This is a genomic window from Halorubrum miltondacostae (assembly GCF_041379815.1).
In the GTDB taxonomy this organism is placed as follows: Archaea; Halobacteriota; Halobacteria; order Halobacteriales; family Haloferacaceae; genus Halorubrum; species Halorubrum miltondacostae.
Genome location: NZ_JBEDNY010000007.1, coordinates 53,305 through 75,637, shown reverse-complemented (window position 1 = coordinate 75,637; position 22,333 = coordinate 53,305). Strand labels below are relative to the sequence as shown.

General features: G+C 71.2%; 22 protein-coding genes and 1 pseudogene. 10 read left to right on the top strand and 13 right to left on the bottom strand.

All coding sequences use genetic code 11. The annotated features are described in order from the left end of the window. The first annotated feature begins 15 nt into the window (after nt 1-15). Entirely contained in the window at nt 16-1,329 is a 1,314-nt protein-coding gene (locus ABNG04_RS15900; RefSeq protein ID WP_371163349.1) for a phosphatase PAP2 family protein, read from the top strand. Between the two features lie 234 nt (nt 1,330-1,563). Here ABNG04_RS15900 and ABNG04_RS15895 read toward each other — a convergent pair whose 3' ends face one another. Further along, nucleotides 1,564-2,106: a 16S rRNA 3'-interacting factor aDim2p gene (locus ABNG04_RS15895; RefSeq protein WP_006114650.1), complete on the bottom strand. Its 543-nt coding sequence runs from the start codon at nt 2,104-2,106 to the stop codon at nt 1,564-1,566. Nucleotides 2,107-2,251: 145 nt separating this feature from the next. Here ABNG04_RS15895 and ABNG04_RS15890 point away from each other — a divergent pair, with 145 nt between their 5' ends. Beyond that, the gene (locus ABNG04_RS15890) at nt 2,252-2,770 is read left to right on the top strand and encodes a GNAT family N-acetyltransferase (protein ID WP_371163348.1); all 519 of its coding nucleotides are present in this window, start codon (nt 2,252-2,254) and stop codon (nt 2,768-2,770) included. Nucleotides 2,771-2,800: 30 nt separating this feature from the next. On the opposite strand, the gene rio1 is transcribed toward ABNG04_RS15890, so the two are convergent. The 3 genes from rio1 to ABNG04_RS15875 form a co-directional block, all read right to left on the bottom strand. After that, entirely contained in the window at nt 2,801-3,796 is a 996-nt protein-coding gene (gene rio1 / locus ABNG04_RS15885) for a serine/threonine-protein kinase Rio1 (RefSeq protein ID WP_371163347.1), read from the bottom strand. 85 nt (nt 3,797-3,881) lie between these two features. Then, nucleotides 3,882-4,433 (bottom strand): Holliday junction resolvase Hjc, encoded by a 552-nt coding sequence (gene hjc, locus ABNG04_RS15880; RefSeq protein WP_371163346.1) that lies wholly within the window; start codon nt 4,431-4,433, stop codon nt 3,882-3,884. A gap of 95 nt (nt 4,434-4,528) precedes the next feature. Further along, a complete protein-coding gene (locus ABNG04_RS15875; RefSeq protein WP_371163345.1) occupies nt 4,529-5,095 on the bottom strand; it encodes an NADPH-dependent FMN reductase in 567 nt (188 codons plus the stop codon). A 135-nt stretch (nt 5,096-5,230) separates the two neighbouring features. Between ABNG04_RS15875 and ABNG04_RS15870 the strand changes: the two genes are divergently transcribed. From ABNG04_RS15870 to ABNG04_RS15860, 3 genes are all read left to right on the top strand, one after another. Beyond that, nucleotides 5,231-6,637 carry a phosphohexomutase domain-containing protein gene (locus ABNG04_RS15870; protein WP_371163344.1) on the top strand — a complete coding sequence of 469 codons (1,407 nt, stop codon included), beginning with the start codon at nt 5,231-5,233 and terminating at the stop codon, nt 6,635-6,637. Nucleotides 6,638-6,773: 136 nt separating this feature from the next. After that, the gene (locus tag ABNG04_RS15865; protein WP_371163343.1) at nt 6,774-7,154 is read left to right on the top strand and encodes a hypothetical protein; all 381 of its coding nucleotides are present in this window, start codon (nt 6,774-6,776) and stop codon (nt 7,152-7,154) included. Between the two features lie 61 nt (nt 7,155-7,215). Further along, nucleotides 7,216-7,959 (top strand): DNA polymerase sliding clamp, encoded by a 744-nt coding sequence (locus tag ABNG04_RS15860; RefSeq protein WP_006114658.1) that lies wholly within the window; start codon nt 7,216-7,218, stop codon nt 7,957-7,959. 50 nt (nt 7,960-8,009) lie between these two features. Here ABNG04_RS15860 and ABNG04_RS15855 read toward each other — a convergent pair whose 3' ends face one another. Continuing rightward, nucleotides 8,010-9,941 (bottom strand): histidine kinase N-terminal 7TM domain-containing protein, encoded by a 1,932-nt coding sequence (locus ABNG04_RS15855; protein ID WP_371163342.1) that lies wholly within the window; start codon nt 9,939-9,941, stop codon nt 8,010-8,012. An 83-nt stretch (nt 9,942-10,024) separates the two neighbouring features. Next, nucleotides 10,025-10,618, bottom strand: a complete 594-nt coding sequence (locus tag ABNG04_RS15850) for a DUF7474 family protein (RefSeq protein WP_297886038.1) — start codon at nt 10,616-10,618, stop codon at nt 10,025-10,027. Between the two features lie 107 nt (nt 10,619-10,725). On the opposite strand from ABNG04_RS15850, the gene mdh reads away from it, so the two are divergent. Genes mdh through ABNG04_RS15835 form a run of 3 tightly spaced genes read left to right on the top strand, consistent with a single transcriptional unit; the run spans nt 10,726 to nt 12,502 of the window. Continuing rightward, entirely contained in the window at nt 10,726-11,640 is a 915-nt protein-coding gene (gene mdh, locus ABNG04_RS15845) for a malate dehydrogenase (protein ID WP_371163341.1), read from the top strand. Between the two features lie 54 nt (nt 11,641-11,694). Next, entirely contained in the window at nt 11,695-11,883 is a 189-nt protein-coding gene (locus ABNG04_RS15840; RefSeq protein ID WP_371163340.1) for a DUF7554 family protein, read from the top strand. Between the two features lie 13 nt (nt 11,884-11,896). Further along, a complete protein-coding gene (locus ABNG04_RS15835; protein WP_371163339.1) occupies nt 11,897-12,502 on the top strand; it encodes a 2'-5' RNA ligase family protein in 606 nt (201 codons plus the stop codon). A gap of 45 nt (nt 12,503-12,547) precedes the next feature. On the opposite strand, the gene ABNG04_RS15830 is transcribed toward ABNG04_RS15835, so the two are convergent. The 4 genes from ABNG04_RS15830 to ABNG04_RS15815 all read right to left on the bottom strand — a co-directional run bounded on the left by ABNG04_RS15830 (nt 12,548) and on the right by ABNG04_RS15815 (nt 16,650). Further along, on the bottom strand, nt 12,548-13,255 hold the full coding sequence (locus ABNG04_RS15830) for a class I SAM-dependent methyltransferase (RefSeq protein WP_371163338.1): 708 nt from the start codon (nt 13,253-13,255) through the stop codon (nt 12,548-12,550). An 87-nt stretch (nt 13,256-13,342) separates the two neighbouring features. Then, nucleotides 13,343-13,522 (bottom strand): hypothetical protein, encoded by a 180-nt coding sequence (locus tag ABNG04_RS15825; RefSeq protein WP_371163337.1) that lies wholly within the window; start codon nt 13,520-13,522, stop codon nt 13,343-13,345. A gap of 3 nt (nt 13,523-13,525) precedes the next feature. Beyond that, the gene (locus ABNG04_RS15820) at nt 13,526-14,920 is read right to left on the bottom strand and encodes a cytochrome P450 (RefSeq protein ID WP_371163336.1); all 1,395 of its coding nucleotides are present in this window, start codon (nt 14,918-14,920) and stop codon (nt 13,526-13,528) included. A gap of 125 nt (nt 14,921-15,045) precedes the next feature. Beyond that, complete coding sequence (locus ABNG04_RS15815; RefSeq protein ID WP_371163335.1) at nt 15,046-16,650, bottom strand: methyl-accepting chemotaxis protein; 1,605 nt, start codon at nt 16,648-16,650, stop codon at nt 15,046-15,048. 160 nt (nt 16,651-16,810) lie between these two features. On the opposite strand from ABNG04_RS15815, the gene ABNG04_RS15810 reads away from it, so the two are divergent. Next, complete coding sequence (locus ABNG04_RS15810; protein ID WP_371163334.1) at nt 16,811-18,580, top strand: excinuclease ABC subunit C; 1,770 nt, start codon at nt 16,811-16,813, stop codon at nt 18,578-18,580. 37 nt (nt 18,581-18,617) lie between these two features. Here the strand turns inward: ABNG04_RS15810 and ABNG04_RS15805 are convergent, their stop codons facing one another. Both ABNG04_RS15805 and ABNG04_RS15800 read right to left on the bottom strand, forming a co-directional pair. Beyond that, entirely contained in the window at nt 18,618-19,262 is a 645-nt protein-coding gene (locus ABNG04_RS15805) for a helix-turn-helix domain-containing protein (protein WP_371163333.1), read from the bottom strand. Between the two features lie 156 nt (nt 19,263-19,418). Next, complete coding sequence (locus tag ABNG04_RS15800) at nt 19,419-20,315, bottom strand: alpha/beta fold hydrolase (protein ID WP_371163449.1); 897 nt, start codon at nt 20,313-20,315, stop codon at nt 19,419-19,421. Nucleotides 20,316-20,438: 123 nt separating this feature from the next. On the opposite strand from ABNG04_RS15800, the gene thpR reads away from it, so the two are divergent. Then, nucleotides 20,439-21,023, top strand: coding sequence for an RNA 2',3'-cyclic phosphodiesterase (thpR, locus tag ABNG04_RS15795; RefSeq protein ID WP_371163448.1), 585 nt, complete (start codon nt 20,439-20,441; stop codon nt 21,021-21,023). A 10-nt stretch (nt 21,024-21,033) separates the two neighbouring features. On the opposite strand, the pseudogene ABNG04_RS15790 reads toward thpR, so the two are convergent. After that, nucleotides 21,034-22,314 (bottom strand): annotated as a pseudogene (locus ABNG04_RS15790) (hemolysin family protein). Nucleotides 22,315-22,333 lie beyond the last annotated feature (19 nt).

Here is a 22,333-nt window from a genome sequence, read left to right as displayed (position 1 = left end):
GAGCCGACCGGGCCGATGGGGGACGGTCGGGAGAGCGTCGAAACGGTGCTCGACGACCCGGACACGCCGGACGCGCTCGTCCGCACCATTGAGTCGCTACAGGAAGACCTCGCGCAGGCCGCCGAGGGCCCGGGCGAACGCTGGTACGACACCCAGCGGCTGTTCGTCGAAGCCGGCGACGGCGCGGTCGACTTTTGGGGACCGTACGTCTCGCAGTTCCTGGTACACGAGGTTAGGCTCTGGTCGTTGCCGGTCGACCAACGGTACCTCCGCTACGAGGCCGGCCGAGATTACAACTTCTCTTCGCAGGACTGGCTAGACACCCTCGAAGGGGACGACGAGTTCGCTCCCGAGAGAGGGCCGAAACAGCCGGACGGATCGCGGGGATACGTGGCGACGCCTCGGCATTTGGCGACGATCGTCAACGCGGAACCGCCGTATCAGGAGTACCTCATCGCGGCGCTACAACTCCTCGACAACGAGGATGTGCCGTTCGACCCAGACTTGGAGTACGTGATGACCGACGACCCCCTACCCGACGACGAGCGGGTGTTCAATTACACGGACGGCGGACCGGTCAGGCTCGTCGACATGGTCGCACGGGCCGCTCGTGCGGCGCTTCTGGCGGGGTTTCACCAGAAGTACGAACGCCACTTCAGGTGTCGCCCGGAGACGTACGGTGGCCGACTACACGCACAGCTGCGAGGCGACGCGGACTTCGGGATCGACGAGCTGCTCACCGACGCCGCCCTGCTGGAGGCCCGCTCCCGCGAGACGGACTACCTCTCGACAGCCTATGAAGAGGGGTCCCCCGTCCACCCGGCCTGTCCCAGCGGCCACTCGGTGATCGCCGGCGCCTGCGGCACTGTGTTGAAGACGTGGTTCAAGAACGTCGATTGGCGCGAGACCGGCTTGGACTACCGCGTCGTCGTCCACGATCGGGACGAGCTCGGGACCGGCTCAGGTGACGCCCACCTCGGCACCGGCGTGACGGGCATCGAGGTGCCCGACGATCACAACGGCATCCATCAGGAGATCGATAAGCTGGTCTTCAACGTCGGGCTGGCACGGATGTTCGCCGGCGTCCACTGCTACAGCGACCACTACTGGGGCGTGAAGCTCGGCGAGCAGGTGGCCTTCGCACTCATGGCTGACGTGTTCAATCGCGGAGCAGAGACCACCGCGGAAGAGGGGCCGGGATTCATGCCCTACCTACGGTACGATCTGGACGCGACGATCCGGGTTCCGGGGGCGAATCCCGGGAGCACGCTGGACGAGCTCCGTCGGACGACCGCGGGTCGGGAACCCGGGGCGCCCTGGCCACATTGAGGCGTTGCCGAAGCCGGGAACCGGCATCAGACTCGGGGTCTCCAGAAGACGGGATAAGACGTCATACCGGTTCGGTATCGTCGACGTGCGCAGCACCGAGCGCTGTCTGCTAGAGACGGCTTCCGTGTTCGGTGAGACGCTCTTACCCTATCGTGCGGGGAGATTTCATCGGGGGCGGAGGCGATCGACGACCGAACCGGGGCGCCGACCGCGACGGTGGAAGTGTCCGCTCTCCTACTGCGGCGCGTTGAAGCTCACGTCGTCGTCGAGCTCGTTCGACATGCGCTCCAAGTACGAGTACACCGCGCCGTGCGGGGCCCCGTCGAGCAGCATGCCGACAGCGCGCCGCACCACTTCCAGCTCCTCGGGCTGTCCCACGGCGCCCACGGTCGACCCGTAGACGACGACGTTCGCGCCCGACAGCTCCTCGATGAGCTCGCGCGTACGCCCGTTCTCGCCGATGATCCGTCCCTTTTTGCGCTGGAGGTCGTTGTCGTTGCGGGTGTGTTCCGACAGGTCGACCAGGTCAAGCGTCCGGAGGTCGTGGTCGAGGATCGACAGCGCGGTCTCGGGCTTGAAGCCGCGCCCGATCGCTTTGATCACGTCCGGGGCCACCATCGCCGCCACGGGGTCGTCGCGCTCCTCGATGGCGACGCTCCCCGACTCCGAGTCGATGTCCAGCCGCACGTTCGCCCGCTCTTCGATCTCCCGCATCGTCTCGCCGCCGGCGCCGATGACGACGCCGATCCGGTCCTGCGGAACCGTCACGTGTTGCATACCACGGCGTACCCGGCGGAGCCTTTTAAGCGTGTTCCGCGGTAGGCGCCGTGTTGCCGTGTGACGGTGGTCTCCGGGCGGTTGTCCGCCCGAAAGCGTGTCACACCGGGATGATGTTTTTGTGTCGACTCCGCGAGCGACGCGCATGGAGATCAGACCGCCGTCGTCGGACGCGGACTTCGAGGGACTGATCCGCGTACAGGGGCTGTCGTGGCGCGCGGCGTACGACGATATCCTCCCCGAGTCGGTGCTCGCCGAGATGACGGTCGATCCCGCGCCGGAAGACGTCGAACAGTGGGCGGACAGGCTCAGTGGCAGCGGGACGGCCGTCTTCGTCGCCGCCGTCGACGGAACAGTCAGAGGGTTCGTCGACGTGCGCTGGGGGAACGAGAACACGAAGTCGTTCGTCGGAGCCGACGAGGCGGGGGTGAAAGCGATCTACGTTCACCCCGACTGGTTGGGTGAGGGGATCGGGACGGCGCTGCTCGACCGCGGTCTCGACGCGCTACCGGAGCGCGTGGAAACGGTCCGGCTCGAAGCCTTCACCGACAACGACGTCGGCGCCCGGTTCTACGAGGCGCGAGGATTCGAGCGGGTGGACACGGGCGAGTTTGCGGTCAGCGGGAAAACGTATCCGACTGTTATCTACGCCCGCGAGGTCTGACCCTCGACGCCGCGACGGAAGCGTCCCGAATTACGCTTCGTCGGAGGCTCCGGTCGACTTCCCGTCTGGCTCCGCGTTCGACTCCGTCTTCCCGCCCGACGCTGGCTCTCCGCTCGGGTCGGCGTCGGGCTCCGTCACGTACGCGCGGAGGTCGTCGGGGTCGACGTCGATCCCCTGCCGCGTAAAGAAAGTCGCCACGTTCTCGCAGTCGCGGTCGAGGAACTCGCCGGCGTTCGGGTGGTGGATCGTCACCGCTTGCCCCATGTCGATGACCACCAGTTCGCCGTCGTGGATGATCATGTTGTATTCCGAGAGGTCGCCGTGGATCAGGCCGGCCCCGTACAGCCGCCGCATGTACTCGCGGACGACCTCGTAGGCGGTCTCGGGGTTCTCGATGTCGACCTCGCTCAGCCGCCGGGCGCGCTCCTCGGCGTGGCCGACGAGCTCCATCACGAGGACGTTGCGCTGGACCGCGATCGGCTCGGGCACGCGCACGCCGGCCTTCCGCGCGCGTTCGAGGTTGGCGAACTCCTTGCGGGTCCACGCCAGCACGACGGCCTTCTTGTCGCTCGCGATGCCGTCGAACCGCGGGTCGCCCTCCAAGTAGTCGCGCATCTGCCGGAAGTTCGAGGAGTTGATCCGGTACACCTTCACCGCGACCTCGCGCTCGGGCGTGACCCCTTCGGGCCCGCCGCCGGCCGCCTCCGAGCCCGGCTCCGGTCGCTCGCCCGCCTGCCCGCCGAGCGCCTCGAAGACGCTCGCCTCCTTCCCGGTCGACACCGGGCCGCCGAAGGCGTCGACGTAGCCGTCCTGGACCAGCTTGTACACCGCCGCCAGGGTGGCGTCGTCGAACACCGATTCCTGGAGCTTGAACTGCTCTGTGTCTTTGATCCGCTTGCGGAACTCGTCGAACTCTCGGTCCTGCCGCCGGGCGATCCGGTCGGCCTCGGTGTCGGAGACGTCGAGTTTCTCCCACTCGTCGCCGGGCTGGTCCGCCGGTTCGAGCAGGCCGAAGTCCTCGCTCATTCGTCCCGGGGTTCGACGCCGCGAGGGATAAGCGAGGGGGTCCGCTGGCCGTCGAGGCGACCCGAAAACGCGGTCGCGCCGACCGTCACAGCACGTCGAGCGCATCCGCGACCGGCATATGACCGTCACGGACGGCCTCCAAGATCGTCCGCCGCTCCTCGGTTTCGGGGTCTGTCGCGTCGCCGTCATCGTCGTCGTCGTCGCCGACCTCCGCGAGCGTCACCTTCTCCGTCTCGCCGACGAACTCGGGAAAGTCCGTGCCGTCGGCGAGCGCCGTCTCTTTCTTCACGCGGTACGACCCGGCGTCGGTGGTGTAGAGGTCGCCGGGGTGGAAGAAGTACCAATCCTCGCGGTCGAACCGCACCGCGATGCGCGCCTTCGCGCCGAAGTTCCGCGCGAAGAATAGCAGTGCCTCCACCTCCTCGCCGGTGAGGTAGATGGGGTCGCCCGCGCTCGACTTCGCCTCGATGGCGTAGAACGTCTCGCCGTCGCCGGCGAGCACGTCGGGGAGCTCGCGCTCGGTCGCGGAGCCGCTGGCCGGCGCGCGCATCACGGCGAACCCCGCCTCGTCCAAGGCGTTCACCAGCTCGCGCTCGCGGCGGTCTCCCTTCCGGTTAGCGGACACGGTCGTCGTCACCCGGTTCGGTCATGGCCGTCGTAGACGGGAGCCGGGCAAAAGCCCGGCGGGTCGTGGGGCGCCAACGGCGGGGGCTGGCGACAGCCACCGCGGCGTCACTCCCCGAGGCGCTCCGCGTGCTCGACGACGACGCGGCCTAGCCGCTCGGTGCGGTCGCGGAGGTTCTCGTCGGTGATCCGCGGTCCGCCGTCCGGTCCGGTCGTGCCCGCGGTGCCGCCAGTCTCCACGACCGACGAGGCGCCCCGGATCCCGACCTCGTGAGGGACCGTCCACGCGTGGACGTTCCGGAACGTCGAGCGCAGGTGTTCGAGCGTCCCGCCGTAGGAGCCGCCGCCGGCGGTCGCGAGCAGCCCGACGGCGGTGTCCGCGTACTCGTCGGAGCCGCAGAAGTCGTGGAAGTTCTTGAACGTCGACGAGTAGGAGCCGCGGTAGACGGGCGTGCCGGCGAGGACGCCGTCGGCCTCGCGGACGCGGCGCTTCAGCGCCTCACTGTCGCCCTGTTCGCCCTCGTCCGGGTGGTAGAGGGGCAGGTCGACGGTGGCCAAGTCAATCAGGTCGGTTTCCGCGCCGGCGTCGGCCGCGGCGTCGAGCGCGACGCGGAGCGCGGCCCGCGTGGTGCTGTCCGCGCTCCGACTGCCGGAGACGGCGACGATTCGGGTCATACGTCGGGTTCGACTGCCGCCCACTAAAACGCGGGCGGTCCGCGGCGACCGCCGCCGGTCTCTCGGTCGCGCACGCTCTCGCAAGCGTCACGGCCGACACGGGGCATTATTGTCCCCGCCGCCGACGTGACGCTCATGGATCAGATAGCTTTCGGCACGGACGGGTGGCGGGCGACCTTGGACATGTTCACCGACGAGCGCGTGCGGATCGTGGGGCAGGCGGTCGCCGACCACCTGAAGGCGGCGGGCCGCGACGACCCGGTCGCGGTGGGGTACGACGCTCGCGAGACCTCGGAGGGATTCGCCGAGAGCCTCGCAGCGGTGTTCGCAGGCAACGGCTTCGACGTGCTCCTCCCCGAGCGCGACGCGCCGACGCCGGTGATCGCCCACGCCATCGTCGACCGCGACCTCGCGGGCGCGTGTATGATCACCGCTTCGCACAACCCGCCCGAGTACAACGGCGTGAAGTTCATCCCCCACGACGGCGCGCCCGCGCTGCCCGACGTCACCGAGGACGTCGTCGACCGGCTCGCGGAGCCGGACCTACTCCCCGAGGGCGAGCGCGGCGACGTCTCCCGGGTCGACCTCGTGAGCGACCACGCCGACGCCGCCCGCCGAGTCGTCGGCGAGATCGTCGGGGCCGGGGACGGCGGACCGGACCTCTCCGGGCTCACCGTGGCGTACGACGCGATGCACGGGAGCGGGCGCGGCGTCACGGACGCGCTCCTCGAGTCGGCCGGCGCGGAGGTCGTCCGGCTGCGCTGCGAGCGCGACGTGACCTTCGGCGGCGACTCCCCGGAGCCGTCGGCCGAACACCTCGGCGAACTGGCCGACCGCGTCACTGACCCCGACAGCGACGTCGACCTCGGGATCGCCAACGACGGCGACGCCGACCGGATCGCGGTCGTCACGCCCGAGCGCGGCGTCCTCGACGCCAACCTCTTCTACGCCGCCTGCTACGACCGGCTCCTCGAGGCCGACTCGGGCCCGGCGGTCCGCACCGTCTCCACGACGTTCCTCGTCGACCGCATCGCGGAGGCGCACGGCGAGGCGGTGTACGAGACCCCGGTCGGGTTCAAGTGGGTCGCCGAGGCGATGGGCGAGCACGACGCGCTGTTCGGCGGCGAGGAGTCCGGCGGGTTCACGCTTCGCGGCCACGTCCGGGAGAAGGACGGCGTGTTGATGGCGCTGCTCGCGGCCGCGACCAACGCCGCCGAGCCGTTCGACGCGCGCGTCGACCGCCTGCTCGACGAGCACGGCCGCATCGCGGCCGGGAAGGTGTCGCTCGACTGCCCCGACGACCGGAAAGCGGGGGTCCTCGACGAGCTGGAGGACCACATCCCGGAGTCGGTCGACGGCCACGAGGTGGCGAAAGTCGTCACGCTCGACGGGTTCAAGCTCCTCTTGGAGAACGGCTCGTGGCTGCTCGTCCGCCCCTCCGGCACCGAGCCGAAGCTGCGGGTGTACGCCGAGGCCGACTCCGAGGACGCCGTCGACGACCTGCTCGCGGCGGGTCGCGATCTCGTCGAGCCGCTGGTCTGAGAGCGGTCGTCGAGCTCGACGGTCCGCGGGCCAGGGCCTCGGCAGCGCGACTTTCAGTTCCGCCTTGCGTTCGGCTCGTCTATTTATGAATTAACTCCGTATTGTCGTGTACCGCCTGACGCGGCCGAGGCCACAGATGATCGACGAGCCACTGCCAGCGCCGGAGCGCACCGACACCGAACCAACGCCGCCCGCGGAAACTGTCGACGGCGAGGCGCCGGATCCGATGAACGCGCCGAGCCGGGCCGCCGAACCGCCGCCCGATCCCGACGACGGGCGGGCCTGCGACCGTGACGACGGAGGTCACGGTCCCGACGGCGACGGCGGCCACGACCCCGACAGCGGAGAGAACCGTGACCGGGAGCCCGAGCCGACGGACGACGGCGCGGACCCGGAGGCGAGCGACCGCGACGCCGACGAGACGGAGACCCTCGAATACCGGCTCGAACGGCTCCGACTGCTGCGAGCCGTGGTGACGCTCGCGGTCGTCGTCGCCCGCCTCATCCGGTCGCTTTGAGCGTTTCCGTGCCGACCCGATCGGGTGTCTTTTTAGGGGATACCGCCCTAGCCGAACGTATATGTTCAAGGCCATCGTGGGCGCGTCGACGTTTCAGGACGCGCTCGATTCGGTGAGCGTGTTGGTCGACGAGTGTAAGATCCGCCTGAACGAGGAGGAGCTCTCCATCCGCGCCGTCGACCCCGCCAACGTCGGCATGGTCGACCTCACGCTGGAGGCCGCCGCGTTCGAGTCCTACGAGGCCGACGGCGGCGTCATCGGCGTCAACCTCGCCCGGCTAGAGGACATCGCCGGCATGGCCAACTCCGGCGACCTGATCCACCTCGAACTCGACGAGGAGACCCGCAAGCTCCACATCGAGATCGACGGGCTCTCCTACACCCTCGCGCTCATCGACCCCGACTCGATCCGGCAGGAGCCGGACATCCCAGACCTCGATCTCGCCTCCGAGATCGTCGTCGAGGGCGCGCAGCTCGACCGCGGGATCAAGGCCGCCGACATGGTCTCCGATCACATCCGCCTGCGCGTCGATGAGACCGACGAGGCGTTCTTCATTGAGGCTGAGGGCGACACCGACGACGTCAACCTCAAGCTCGACCGCGAGGACCTCATCGCGCTCACCGCCGGCCCCGCCGACTCGCTGTTCAGCCTCGACTACCTGAAGGACATGAACAAGGCGATCCCCTCCGACGCCGAGGTTACCGTCGAACTCGGCGAGGAGTTCCCGGTCAAGCTCCACTACGGCTTCGCCGAGGGGCTCGGGAACGTGACCTTCATGCTCGCCCCCCGGATCCAGAGCGACTGAGGGCCTGAAGCAGCGGTTTTCGAGATCGGTTCGAGCTCTTTTTCGCCCGCTTACTCCGCCGCGACGACCGGGATCGACACCGTCACGCGCGTCCCGCGCGGGTTCCGCTCGGCGTACGTCACGTCGGCGCCGACCGCGGCGGCACCCCACGCGACGACCCACAGCCCCAGCCCCGAGCCGTGTTCGAGGGCGGTCTCGCGCCCCGAGTCGACGGCCTCGACTTCGTGTTCCGGGATCCCGGGGCCGTCGTCCGCGACGGTGAGGACGAACCGCGCGTCGCGGCCGGAGTCGCTCTCGTCGCTTCCGTCACCGCCGTCCCGATCCCCCTCCCGCCGGAGCGCCACCCGCACCCACGCGCCGCCGTCGTCGCGCTCGGTCCCTTCGCCGTCGTGGTGGTCGATCGCGTTCTCCACGGTGTTCTCGACGACCGCGCGGAGCGCGTCCGCCCGGACCCGGGTGACCCACTCGTCGGCGTCCCCGGCCGCGTCGGTCGTCCCCTTGTCGGCGGGAGTCGTCGCCCCGCCGTCGGCGGTCGGCGGCTCGGTGGCCGTCGTCCCGGCGTCGCTGGTCGCTCCCTCGCCACCGATCGCGAGTTCGATCGTCGCGTCCCCGTCGCGGTCGCGGGCGTCCGCGACGACCGAATCGAGGAGTTCGCGGACGTCGGTCGCCGCCGGCTCGCGGTCGGTGAGGAGCCGCTCGACGGTCCCGGCCTTCTCGCCGAGCGCGGCCAGCGCGCCGGCGCGGCGCTCGACCGCGTCGGCCATCTGGACGAGCTCCGAGTCGTCGAGCCGGTCGCGGAGGATCTCGCCGTACCCGTGGACGACGCCCGCGTCGTTGCGGAGGTTGTGCCGCAGGATGCGGTTGAGCACCTCGAGCTGCTGCCGCCGCCGCTCGCGCTCGGTGACGTCGGAGAGGACGAGCGTGTACCCGACGTGGGTCCCGTTGGGGTCGGTCAGCCGGGAGACCGAGACTGCGTACGTGCGCGGGCGGGCGGCGTCGGCGACGCCGATCTCGACCGTCTCGCGGGAGCCGGCCGTCCCGTCGTCGCGTGTCGCTTCCTCGTCGGCCGGTTCGCCGCCCGCGTCGTCGCCGATCGGGACGGGCAGGTCGAGGAAGTCGGCGAGCGGGCGGTCGCGGGCGGTCTCGGCGTCGACGCCCAGCACCGCCTCGGCCGCGGGGTTGAGCCGGACGACGGCGCGGTCGAGTGCGAGCGCGAGGATGGGGTCGCGGAGGTCGTCGAGCGCGGTGCGCTCCGCGGCGCGGCTGGTGGTCGGGTTCCGGTCGAACATCTCGGCGCGGTCGAACGCGTACGCGTCGAGGAGCAGGTGCGGGACGAACATCACCGGCGCGAGCTGGAGCTGGGGCACCGGTCCGAGCGCCAGCGCCCACGCGACGAGGGCGAACCCGGGCGGCAGCGAGCTCAGCGCGACTGCGGCGCTCTCGCGGCGGTACAGCGGCCCGTAGCTGAGCAGCGTGTCGACGAGGAGGAACACCGCGCTGGCGACGAGGACGGTCTCCGCGGCGACCGTCAGGTACGCCCACGGCCCGAACGCGTACGAGACTGTCTCGACGCCGAAGGCGGGGTCGCGCCCGAAGTCGGTCCAGAACGCGCCGTGGAGCGGGTTCGTGGCGACGAGCGCGGACGAGACGACCCCGAACCCGACGACCGCCGCGAACAGGCGGCTCCGGACGACGTCGCTCCGGCCCGTGTACTCCAGCGCGAAGCCGAGGAACGCGATCCCGGTCCAGATCACGCCGAGCCACGTCGTCGCCTCCAGCGCGGCCCGGAGCGTCGGATCTGAGACGAGGAGGCCGACGCCGTAGGAGAGACACCACGTCGCCTGCGCGGCGAACACACCGAGGAACCAGTCGACGCCGGGGCGACCGCGGTGCTCGCGGATCGCCCACGCGAGCACGAGCGCTCCCGCCCCGCCCGCGAGCGAACCGACGGCGGGCCACGCGGGGACGAGGTCGAGGGTCATTCGTGGAGGTACGACGGCGACGGCGGGGGTAAAGCTGTCGTGGGGCGACGGCCCGGCGGGCCCGCGCTCCGAGCGGCCCGGCGCTACAGGTGTCGCTCGATGACGCGCTTTGCGGCCTGTCCCTTCTCCTTCCAGCCGTACCCCTCGTCGTACACGTGGCGCTTGGCGTCGACGAGCTCTCCGGGCGTCGACTCCTCGAAGCCGCCGCGGTCCCACGCGCCCGACTCGTGGAGCCACTCGATCACGTTCTCGCGCGTCTCGGGCCACGAGAGGCCGACCATCTCGTACCACGCCACCATCGCGAACACCGCGTTGTCGTGACAGCCCGGGACGGAGCCGTGCTCGTAGACGGTGCGCATCGGATCGCGGGTGGGCTCGGAGACGCGCTCCTTGAACTCCGCGGCGGTGAGCAGGCGGAGCCGGTCCCCGTCCTCGACGACGCGCTGGTCCCGCCGGAGCGCGCCGAGCGCGGCCTTGTGGAGCCCGCCCCACTGCGCCGGGACCGCGTCCCGCAGCGCCGCCTCCGGGAGGCCGTCGGGCTCCGCGGACAGCACCGACAGGAGGTCGGTGTACGCCTTCTCGACGGTCGGCCAACTCACGCCCTCGAAGTCGCAGTCGGCGTCGTGAAGGCTGTTCGTCGTCCGACAGCCGGGACACGGGTAACGGAACGTCGGCACGAGGCGACGGTTCGACGCCGCGGGAGTTAGGGGTTTCGCGACGAGAGTCACGGACGTTGCTGCGGTTCCGAAACGTTTACTCACCGCCCGGTCGCGGATCCAGACGTATGACAAAGGTCAGCGTTATTGGTGCGGCGGGGACCGTCGGAGCCGCGGCCGGCTACAACCTCGCGCTGCGCGACGTGGTCGACGAGCTCGTCTTCGTCGACATTCCGGACCAGCGCGAGACGACGATCGGACAGGCCGCGGACGCGAACCACGGCGTCGCGTACGACTCGAACACCACCGTCCGGCAGGGCGAGTACGAGGACACCGCCGGCTCGGACGTCGTCGTCATCACGGCCGGCATCCCGCGCAGGGAGGGACAGACGCGGATCGACCTCGCCGGCGATAACGCGCCGATCATGGAGGACATCGGCGCCTCGATCGCCGAGCACAACGACGACTTCGTCACCGTCACCACCTCGAACCCGGTCGACCTGCTCAACCGCCACCTCTACGAGGCGGGCGACCGCGACCGCCACAAGGTGGTCGGCTTCGGCGGTCGGCTCGACTCCGCGCGCTTCCGCTACGTCCTCTCCGAGCGCTTCGATGCGCCCGTCCAGAACGTCGAGGCGACGATCCTCGGCGAGCACGGCGACGCGCAGGCGCCCGTCTTCTCGAAGGTGCGCGTCGACGGCCGCGACCCGTCCTTCGACGCCGACGAGAAAGAGCAGATCCTCGCGGACCTCCAGGAGTCCGCGATGGACGTGATCAGCCGGAAGGGCGCGACGCAGTGGGGGCCGGCGACGGGCGTCGCCCACACCGTCGAGGCGATCCTCAACGACACCGGCGAGGTGCTCCCCTGCTCCGTCGTGCTCGACGGCGAGTACGGCTACGACGACACCGCGCTCGGCGTGCCGGCGAAGCTCGGCTCGAACGGCATCGAGGAGGTCGTCGAGTGGGACCTCGACGAGTACGAGGCCGAGCTGCTCGACGAGGCCGCCGAGAAGCTCTCCGAGCAGTACGAGAAGATCGCGTAAGGCCGCGGCCGCCGTCACCACCGTCTTTTTCCCGCTCCCCGCGCTCGTCGGGGCATGAACCGCGCCGAGGTCGACACCGACGATCTGCTGAAAGTCGTGTTGCTGCTCGTCGTTGCGTGGCTTCTCCTGGAGATCGTCGAGACGGTCCTCGACATCGCCTCGTGGCTCCTCGACGCCATCCCGACGCTGATCGGCGTCGCGCTCGTCGTCGTGATCGCCTTACGGCTCACCGACCGGATCTGACGCGGACCACGACGTGTTCAGCCTCAACGTGCCGCTTCCACCGGCGATCGACCGTCTCGCGAGCGATCTCCACCCGAAACTATCGGGGTTCGACCGGGTCCGCGACCGCCACACGCTCGTCTGTAAGCGGTTCGGCGTCGACGACGTCAGAAGCGCGGAGCGCGCGGGGGACGCCGAGCGCGGAAGGGACGGCGATACCGGGAGAAACGGCGAGCGCGGAGCGTCTCGAGAGGCCCCGCCCCGACAGCGGGCGCTCGATCGCCTGCGCGACCGCCTCCGACGACCGCTCGCGCCCGCCGACCCCTTCGAGGTAACCGTGACCGGCGTCGGCGTCTTCGACGCGCCGCGGTCGGGGTCGCGCCCGGTCGTGTACCTCGCGGTCGAGAGCGACGGGCTCGACCGGCTCCACCGACGGCTCTGTACGGCGTTCGGCGCGGTCGAGGGCATCGAGGACGACGACTACGTGCCGCACGTGACGCTGGCCCGCGGCGGCAATCCCGAGCAGGGCGCGGTCGCCGACCTCGTCGACGCCGAGTTCGATCCGGTCCGCTGGCGGGTCCACGCGCTCGACGTGTGGGACCCGGAGTACCGCGAAGTGGCGGCGACGGTCGATCTGTGAGCGGCCGGCGGACGCCGCCGAGACCCGCGCCCGGCGACGGAGTGGTCACGCTTCCGGGCGACGGACGCCGCGCAGGCAGAGGAACACCGGCTCGCCGGCGGTCCGGTCGTACTCTTCCAGGGCGGCCTCGCGGAACGCCTCGGTCGGCCGGGGCTCTCGGAGGGCGTCGAGCCGGAATCCGGCGTCGAGCAGGGGCCCCACCATCTCGTCGAGCGGTCGCCTGTACAGCGAGGGGCCGACGTCGAACTCCGCCTCTCGGGGCTCAACGTCGAAGTAGTTCGACGCCGCCGCCCGGTTGACTTCCGAAGCGGGGTGACCGACGGAGGCGACGAGGAAGCCGCCCGGGCGGAGCACGCGGGCGAACTCCCCGAAGGGGTCGCGCCAGTCCTCGACGTAGTCGAGCACGCCCGAGCAGACGACGCCGTCGAAGGCGTCGGCGTCGGCGAACGTCAGGGGTTCGGCCACGTCCGCGCGGTGGACCGACGCGTCGTCGCCGAGGCGAGCGCGCGCCTGCTCGACCATCGCCTCGCTGACGTCGCAGCCGACGACCTCGGCCCCCCGCTCGCCGAGCCACTCGGCGTACCGACCCGCGCCGCAGCCGGCGTCCAAGACCCGCAGGCCGTCGACGTCGGGGATCAGCGCGGTCGTCGCGGGGAACTCGTGGTGCGCGTTGTGCGGCTGCGTCTCCGCGACGGACTCGTACTCCTCGGCTATCGCGTCGTACGCGTCGGCTATCGCGTCGGGCGACGGCATCGATTAGTGTTCTCGGCGCCGGCGGTAAAGTGGGTTCGGGCCGAACGGTCGGCGAGGGCGCCCGGCGCTCGACCGGAGCGGCGCCGACTACGGCTCGTCGGCGAGGCCCGGTTCCGCGACGGCGTGGTGCGGGCCGACCGGCCCGTGCGTCGGACAGACGCCGGCGATGGGCGTCGCGTTGAGACAACAGGCCCGCTGTTCGCTCGCGATGACGCCCCGCGAGAGCGGCTCGCCGCACCGGGCGCAGTACGTCTCGGCGTCGGCCATCCCTCAGCGCTCGCGGAGCCGCATCGGCACCGGGTGGTTCGGGTGCATGGTGAGCGAGCCGCGCAGCGAGAGGTCCGGCCCCTCGTAGCCGAGCTCGTACTGCGAGCAGATCTCGGCGAGGATGATCTTCGCCTCCAGCAGTGAGAACGCCTTGCCGATACAGTGGCGCGGACCGCCGCCGAAGGGGAAGAAGGCGAACCGGGGGCGCTCGCTCCGGCGCTGGGGGGCCCAGCGGTCCGGGTCGAACGTGTCGGGATCGTCGTACCACCGCTCGGATCGGTGGACGACCCACTGCGACACCATCAGCGCGGACCCCTCGGGGATCCGGTACCCGCCCAGTTTCACGTCGAGCTTCGGCTCGCGGAACAGGGTGTAGACGGGCGGGTAGAGGCGCATCGACTCGTTGAGCACGCGCTCGGTGTACGCCATGTCGCGGACGTCGGCCGCGGTCGGCGGGCCGTCGGCGGTCGCCGCCTCGGCCTCGCGCTCGACCTCGCGGCGGGCCTCGGGGTGGTTCGAGAGCAGGTAGAACGTGTACGTCAGCGCGAGCGCGGTCGTGTCGTGGCCGGCGAGCAGCATCGTCACCAGCTCGTCGCGGAGGTTCTCGTCGGTCTGCTCGCCGCGGTCGCGGGCGCGCAGGAGGACGGAAAGCAGGTCCATCGGCAGGTCGCCGTCGCCGTCTCCCGCGGGGCCGGGCACCGCGACGCCCTCCGAGCCGGCGGGGTCGACGCTCGGGTCGCGCTCGGTCCCCCGGCGGCGGTCGACGATCCCGTCGATGACGGATTCGAGGGTGTCGATCGCGGCGTCGAACTCGCGGTTCTCGCGGGTCGGCACCCAGTTCGGGATCAGGAACCGCCGCGGGTCGGGCTCGAAGCGCGCGCCGAGCGGCTCCAGGTTCTCCTGAACGGTCTTTACCTCCTCGTCGGTGATGTCGGCCCCGAACATCGCCGAGACGATGATCTTCACGGTGAGGCGGGCGACCTCCAGCTGGATGTCGACGACCTCGCCGTCGCGCCAGTCGGCGAGCTGCGACTCGGTGTGCTCGACCATCGTCCCGTCGAGCGCGCCGATCCGGCGGTTGTGGAACGAGGGGTTCGCGAGCTTGCGCTGGCGTTGCCACGTGTCGCCGTCGCTCATGAGGAGGCCGTCGCCGAGCAGCGTGTCCATCGCGTCGTCGCCGAACTGGGGCTTCCGGTACCGTTCGGCGTCGGCGACGAGCACGCGCTCGATGTCGGCGGGGTTCGTGAGCAGGTACGTCTCGCGGGGGCCGAGGTCGAGCCGCACCACGTCGCCGTAGCTGTCGGCGCAGGCGCGCAGGAAGTCGAAGGGGTCGTCGGCGAACTGGCGACCGTTCCCGAAGATCGGGTCACCGAGCGGTCCGGGCGGCGTGACGGACATACGAATTCTGGGGGTCGAGCGAGGTTAAACGTTCGCCGGGACCGGGAGAACGAGCGAGCGGAAACTGACGGGATCCGGACCGGAAGGAGGTGTGGAGCGAGGCCGGAAAGCGGAATAGAGCGGCGTTACCGCGCGTCGAGCTGTTCGACGCGGGCGATCAGCTCGTCGACGGCCGCCTCCTGATCGTCGGTGGCGTCGACGATGCGCTCGGTCGCATCCTCGGTGCGGTCGGAGCGCTCGCGGACCGCCTCCAGCGACGAGGTGAGCTCCTCGACGGTCGCGGCCTGGTCGTCGGTGGTGCGCGCGACCTCCGCGACGCCCGCGGCCGCCTCGTCGACGGCGTCAGCGATCTCTTCGAGGGAGTCGAGCACCGTCTCGATCTCGGTCCCGGCGTCCTCGATCCGGTCGTGCGAGCGCTCGACGGCGGTCGTGGTCTCCGCGGACTGCGCCTGGAGCTTGTCGAGGCTCTCCGTGATCTCCTCGGTGTAGCCGCGGGTCTCGTCGGCGAGCTTCTTCACCTCCTCGGCGACGACCGCGAAGCCGTCGCCGCCCTCGCCGGCGCGGGCGGCCTCGATGTTGGCGTTCAGGGCGAGGAGGTTGGTCTGCTCGGCCACGTCGGAGATGACCTCGATGACCTCCTCGATGTCGTCCATGCGCTCGGAGAGCGCGCCGACGCTCTGGACCAGCTCGTCGCCGATCTCGATGACGTCCTCGGTCGCCTCGCGCGCGTCCTCGCTGGCGTCGAGCCCTTCGTCGGCGGCGTCGGCGGCCGCGACCGCGGCGGTGTCGACCTGGTCGGCCGTTGCCGCGACTTCCTCCATCCCGGCGGAGAACGACTGCATCTCCGAGACGCTCTCGTCTAAGAGGTCGTTCTGCTCGTCGACGTTCTCGGCGATGTCGGCGGCCGCGGCGCTCGCCTCCGCGACCGTCTCGTCGAGGTCGCGCGCCTTCTCGTGGACGCCGGAGGAGAGCTGGTCGAGGTTGTCGGCCATCCGGTTGACGACGTCGACCACGCGCACCAGCTCCGTGTCGAGGTGTTCGAAGGCGTCGCGCCGGGCGGCCCGGGCGTCGAGGTTCCCCTCGCCGATCGCCTCGGCGGTCTGCCTGACCTCGGTGACCAGCTCGCTCGTCGCGTCCCGCTCGTTGACCGTCTCGGTCCGGTCGACGACGATCTCGACGACGCCGACGAGCCCGCCGTCGTCGCCGTACAGCGCCGTCGCCGTGAACTCGATGTGGCGCTCGTCGCCGTGGCGGTCGACCATCGTGCTGGAGTCGCGGTAGCGGTCGCGCGCGGAGTCGCACGGCTCGACGCCGTACGCCTCGTCGGCGGTCGCCGGCGCGTCGAGAACCTTGTCCGCGAGCGTGTCGGCCCGGCGGCCGTCGGGGTAGAACAGCTCGGAGACGTGCCCGTGCCCGATCGCCTCGTCGCGGTCGACGCCGGTGAGCGACGCGATCGACTCGTTCCACTCGGCGACGCTGCCGTCGGTGTCGAGGATGAACGTCGGGATGCTCGTCGCGTCGAACACCTGTTCGAAGCCGGCGGCGGCGATGGTCCCCGCGCGGTCGCCCCCCGCCGCCTCGGTCACCGCGTGCGCTTCGCGGCCCTCGTCGCCGTCGGTCGGTCCGGCGGCGTCGACACCGTCCTCGACGACGACTCCCCCGTCGGGAACCGACCGGGAGTCACCCTCTCTTCCGAGCACGCGCCGTAACAGCCCTCGAACTCCCGTCATTTCTGTGTCCTTCTCTCCCAAGGAGCGGCATAAACCGTTCTCCCCGTGCCTCAAGTTTGATGACTATCCGGTTCGGGAACCGACAGTTCGGGCCGAGACATGTTTCGACTCGCGCCCGCAGCGTTCAATGGCGTCGGGCGGCTACGGCGATCCGAGACCGATGGACGCCGACGCGGTCCGCGAGCGGGCCCGAGACCTCCCGACGGAGCCGGGGGTCTACCAGTTCCGGGCGGGCGAGACGACGCTGTACGTCGGGAAGGCGCTCGACCTCCGCGATCGGGTGCGGTCGTACGCTGACCCGCGCTCGGGCCGGATCCGGGGAATGGTCGAGCGCGCCGACCGGATCGAGTTCGCGGTCACCGACACGGAGACCCAGGCGCTGCTCCTCGAGGCGAACCTGATCAAGCGGCTCCGCCCGCGGTACAACGTCCGGCTGAAGGACGACAAGTCGTACCCGCTCGTCGCCTTCTCCGACCACGAGGTGCCGCGGATCGAGGTGACCCGCGACCCCGAGGCGGGCGCGGTCGCGTACGGCCCGTTCACCGACGTGGGCCGCGTCGAGACCGTGGTGAAGGCGGTCCGCGACGAGTACCGGCTGCGCGGCTGTTCGGACCACAAGTACGACGGCCGCGACCGCCCCTGCCTCGACTACGAGATGGGGATCTGTTCGGCGCCGTGTACCGGCGAGATCGACGCCGACGCGTACGCCGAGGACGTGGCCGCCGCGCGGCGCTTCTTCGAGGGCGAGACGGGCGTCCTCGCCGATCCCCTGCGACGGCGGATGGAGGCCGCCGCCGAGGCGAACGAGTTCGAGCGCGCGGCGAACCTCCGGGACCGCCTCGAGGCGGTCGAGGCGTTCCACGGCGAGGGGGGCGAGGCCGTCAGCGACCGGAGCGACGACCGCACCGTCGACGTGCTGGCGGCCGCGGTCGAGGGCGACACGGCGCGGGTGGCCCGGCTCCACAGCGAGCGCGGGCAGCTGGTCGACCGGAGCCGCCACCAGCTGGACGCGGCGGCAGTCGAGGACGAGCGCGGGACCGACGGCGCGGACCCGGACGCCAACACCCCCGCGGCCGTGCTCAGCGCCTTCCTCGCGCAGTACTACGCCGAGCGAGAGTTCCCGGACGCGGTCCTCCTCGCCGAACAACCCGCCGACCGGGACGTGGTCGACTGGCTGGAGCGCGAGGGGGTCGCGGTCCGGGTTCCCGGCGCGGGTCGCGAGGCGAAGCTCGTCGAGCTCGCGCTGAAGAATGCCCGGAAGCGCGGCGGCCGCGACGACCCCGCGGGCGCGCTCGGCGACCGGCTCGGGATCGCCCGCCCCGCTCGGATCGAGGGGTTCGACGTGAGCCACGCGCAGGGGACCGCCGTGGTCGGCTCCGACGTGTGCTTCGTCGACGGGAGCGCGGAGACCGCCGACTACCGCCGGAAGAAGCTCACCGAGCGCAACGACGACTACGCGAACATGCGCGAGCTGATCCGGTGGCGCGCCGAGCGCGCGCTCGCCGGCGAGGACGACCGTCCCGACCCCGACCTCCTGCTCATCGACGGCGGGGAAGGCCAGCTCGGCGCCGCCCGCGACGCCCTCGCGGAGACCGGGTGGGAGGTGCCCGTCGTCGCCCTCGCGAAGGCTGAGGAGCTGGTCGTCACCCCGACCGGGACCCGGCGCTGGGACGACGACGCCCCCGAACTCCACCTGCTCCAGCGCGTGCGCGACGAGGCGCACCGCTTCGCCGTCTCCTACCACCAGACCGTCCGCGACGAGGTGAAGACGGTCCTCGACGACGTGCCGGGGGTCGGGCCCGAGACGCGCCGCCGCCTCCTCCGGCGGTTCGGCTCCGTCGAGAACGTCCGCGACGCCTCCCGCGACGACCTCGTCGACGTCGACGGCGTGGGCGACGCGACCGCCGACACGCTCCGGGAGCGGCTGTGACTCAAGTCCGGGTCGGCGTCCCGGACGACGACCGTCGTCACGCAGACTTGACGGCGCGCTCGACGACCGCCGCCTCGGCCTTCCGGAGCAGTTCGCCGGCCGTGCTCGTCGCGCAGTCGAGCGCGGCCGCCACGTCCGCGACGGTCCCCTCGCGCGGGACCTCGTAGTACCCCGCCGAGACAGCCGTCTCCAGCGCCGCTCGCTGTCGCTCGGTCAGCCGCGAGGGGGCCAGTCGCCGCTCGAATTCGTGGACTCGCTCGATGGTGAGGTCGGCGAGGGCTCCGAGGTCGTCGTGGAACTCGCTGAGCGCTGCCGTCGCGCCCACCGCCTCGAACCGGACGTCGCCCGACCCGCGGAAGACGACCGGCGGGAGGAAGATCACCCGCGACGCCGCGACGGTGTCGAGGAGCGCCGCCGGGAACTCGTAGGCGTCCTGTCGGAGGAAGGCGTAGGTCCCGTCGGCGTCGCTCACGAGGCTGCTCGCGACCAGCGAATCGAGCGCGTCGAGGGCAGACGCCGTCTCGTCGCGGTCACTGTCGAACCAGAGCAGCGTCGTCGCGTCCGCCGTCGGGCTCCACATCAGCAGCTCCGCGCGACGGATCGGCGAGTCGCCGACGATCACGTCGTGTAGCGGGTGGCGGAGCCGCTCCGGGTAGGCGGCCGAGAACCTGATCCGTTTCATCGGGCGGCCGCTCGACGTTCGAGCGTGCCGTACATCAATCCGCGTGGTTCGGGACCGCCAGCGAGGGACCCGGGACGGGCTCGGAGGAGAGGGCCGGAGGGGTCAGCGGAGAGGTGACAGCGCCTCAGGGGTGAGTTCGGGGGAGAGCCGGGTCGATCAGTGGGAACGCGACAGCGCTTCGGGGGCAGCCCGGAGGAGCGTTCCGAGGTGGTCCGCGCCATCGAGGACGCGGAGCTCGGCGGTCGGAAGCGCCTCGGCCAGCCGTTCCGCCCCGGCGATCGGGACGTTGGCGTCATCGGTCCCGTGCCACAGGCGAACCGGGGCGTCGACCGCATCCAGGTCGATTCCCCAGTCGTTCGCGGCGTCACGGAACTCGGTGACCGCACCGCTCCGGTGGCGCTCGAACGCCGCGAGGAAGTCCGCCTTCACGACGGTCGCGGCCTCGTCGGGGACGGCGTCGGCGTCCGCGGCGTACTGAGTCACCACGAACGACGGGTCCGCGCGCGACGCGACCCACGCCTGCCCGCGGAACAGCGCCCCGAGAACCGACGGCGTCGCGGCCGCGAGACCGGACAGGAGTCGCTGGACCGCGGGCGTGTCGTCGCCGAACGACGGCGGCGTCGCGCCGGCGACGACGTCGACGCCGGTGACCCGGTCGCCCAGCGACGCGGCCGTCGAGATGGCGTAGGGCGCGCCGCCGGAGAACGCGACGAGGGACGCCCGTTCGACGCCGAGGTCGTCCAAGACGGGCCGCACGGACGCCGCGGCGTCGCCGACGGTCCGGTCCGGCCGGGGCGACGAGCGTCCGTAGCCGGGCCTGTCGGGCGCGATGACGCGGACGTCGTTCGCTCGCGCCGCCGGTTCGAGGACCGCCCCCAGCCGGCGGGACCCGGGCATCCCGTGGAAGAAGACCACCGGGTCGCCGCCGGGATCTCCGTACGTCGCGTACGCGATCCGGCGACCGTCGGGCGAGCGGGCGACGCTCGACGCCTGACGCGCCGGGGTCCGGCGCTTGGAGGTCGAATCCGGTCGCGCGGAGTTGGTGGTGACCATCACCTGTGCGTAGGACGGGACCACTACTGTCGATTGTGCCGGACTGATGCGGTGGTATTTATACTTGGATCCGGGTGGACCACCCCAAGCGGTATGGGCCACTCGGTCGACGGATCGACCGAGATGCGAGCGTTCTTCGCCGTCGACCTGCCGGAGTCGCTCGCGGCCGCCGTCGCGGACGCGCAGGAACCCTTCGCGGACGCGTCCGGCGTCAACCCCGTCGACCCGAAACAGGCGCACGTGACGCTGAAGTTCCTCGGCGAGGTCGGGGAGCGGGGCGGCGACGCCACCGACGACGCTCCCGCCGTCGACGAGGTGATCGCCGCCGGCGAGCGCGCGGTCGACCGCGCTGACGTCGCGCCGTTCGAGATCGAGGTCCGCGGGCTCGGCGTCTTCCCGAACCGCGAGTACGTTTCGGTCGTCTGGGCGGGCGTCGGCCGCGGCGGCGACGCCCTCGCGGCGCTCCACGAGGCGCTCGAAGCGGAGACGACCGCGCTCGGGATCGAATCGGGCGACCACGACTTCACCCCGCACGTGACGCTGGCGCGAGTGGAGAACGCGACCGGCGCCGAGGCGGTCCGAGACGCGCTCGACGCCGAGCGGCCCGAGATCGGGGCGTTTCAGGTCGAGGAAGTCCGGCTGGTCGAGTCGACGCTCACCCGGTCCGGCCCGGAGTACGAGGTCGTCGAGCGGTTCCCACTCTCGTGAGGCCGCCGCCTCACTCGGGTGGCGCGTCGACCGCGAACCCGTCCTCGTCGGCGTGTTCGACCCGCACGCGGGTGACCCGCGTCGCGGTCGCGCCGGTGACCGCGAGCGTGACGTCGCCGACCGCGACGCGGTCGCCCTCCGCCGGGAGCCGGCCGAGCTGCCGGGTGACGAACCCCGCGACGGTCTCGACGCCCGCGTCCGCGGGCAGCGAGAGCCCGAGCGTCTCGTTGAGATGGGCGACCGTCGTCCAGCCGCGGACCACGGCGGCGTCGGGCGCGACGACGTCAACCGCGGCCGTCTCCCACCGGCCCACCAGCTCGCCGACCACCTCCTCAAAGAGGTCCTCCAGCGTCGCGATGCCGACGATGGCGCCGTACTCGTCGACGACGATCGCCATCCGCGCCTCGCTCGCGCGCATCTCCGCGAACAGCTCGTCGAGCGGCTTCGTCTCGGGGACGAACGACGGCTCGCCGAGCGCGCTCGCGGGGTCGCCACCGGTCTCGTCCGCGCGGATCGCGTCGCGGACGTCGACGATCCCGACCACGTCGTCGCGGTTCTCGCCGTGGACCGGCATCCGGGTGACGCCCTCGCTCGCGGCCCGCGAGAGCGCCTCCGCGGGGGTCGCCGTGTCGGGGAGCGCGACCACGTCCGTCCGCGGGACCATCACCGCGGCGACGGTCGTGGTCTCCAGGTCGAGGACGCCGCGGATCATCGCGCCCTCGTCCGGGTCGAGCGCGCCCGCGACCTCGCCGGAGCGCACGAGCGTCGCGATCTCCTCCCGGGTGAGGTACGACTCGATGGCGGACTCGCCGCCGGTGAAGCGGTTGACGACGCCGGAGAGCGCCTCGAACACGTACAGGACGGGCCGGAGGACGCGCTGGATCGCGACGACGGGCCGGGAGACGCGGAGCGCGTGCCGCTAGGCGTTGGCGACCGCGTACGACTTCGGCGCGATCTCGCCGAAGACGATGACGAATACAGAGGTGACGAGCGTCGACCCCGTGGCCGCCTGTCCGCCGGAGAAGCCGAACCGGACGAACACCGCGGTCGCGACCGACGCGGCAGCGATGTTGGCGACGTTGTTGCTCACGAGCGCCGTGACGAGGAAGCGGTGCGAGTCGTCGCGCAGCGCGGCCAGCGCCCGGGCGCCCGGAGCGTCGGTCGCGACGAGCGAGTCGACTCGGTGGGTCGGGACGGAGAACACCGCCAGCTCCGAACTGGAGAAGAAGGCGCTCACCGCGGTCAACGCGACGATTGCGCCGACACCGACGAACGCGATCGTGAAATCCATGGACGGACCGTACGTCCCA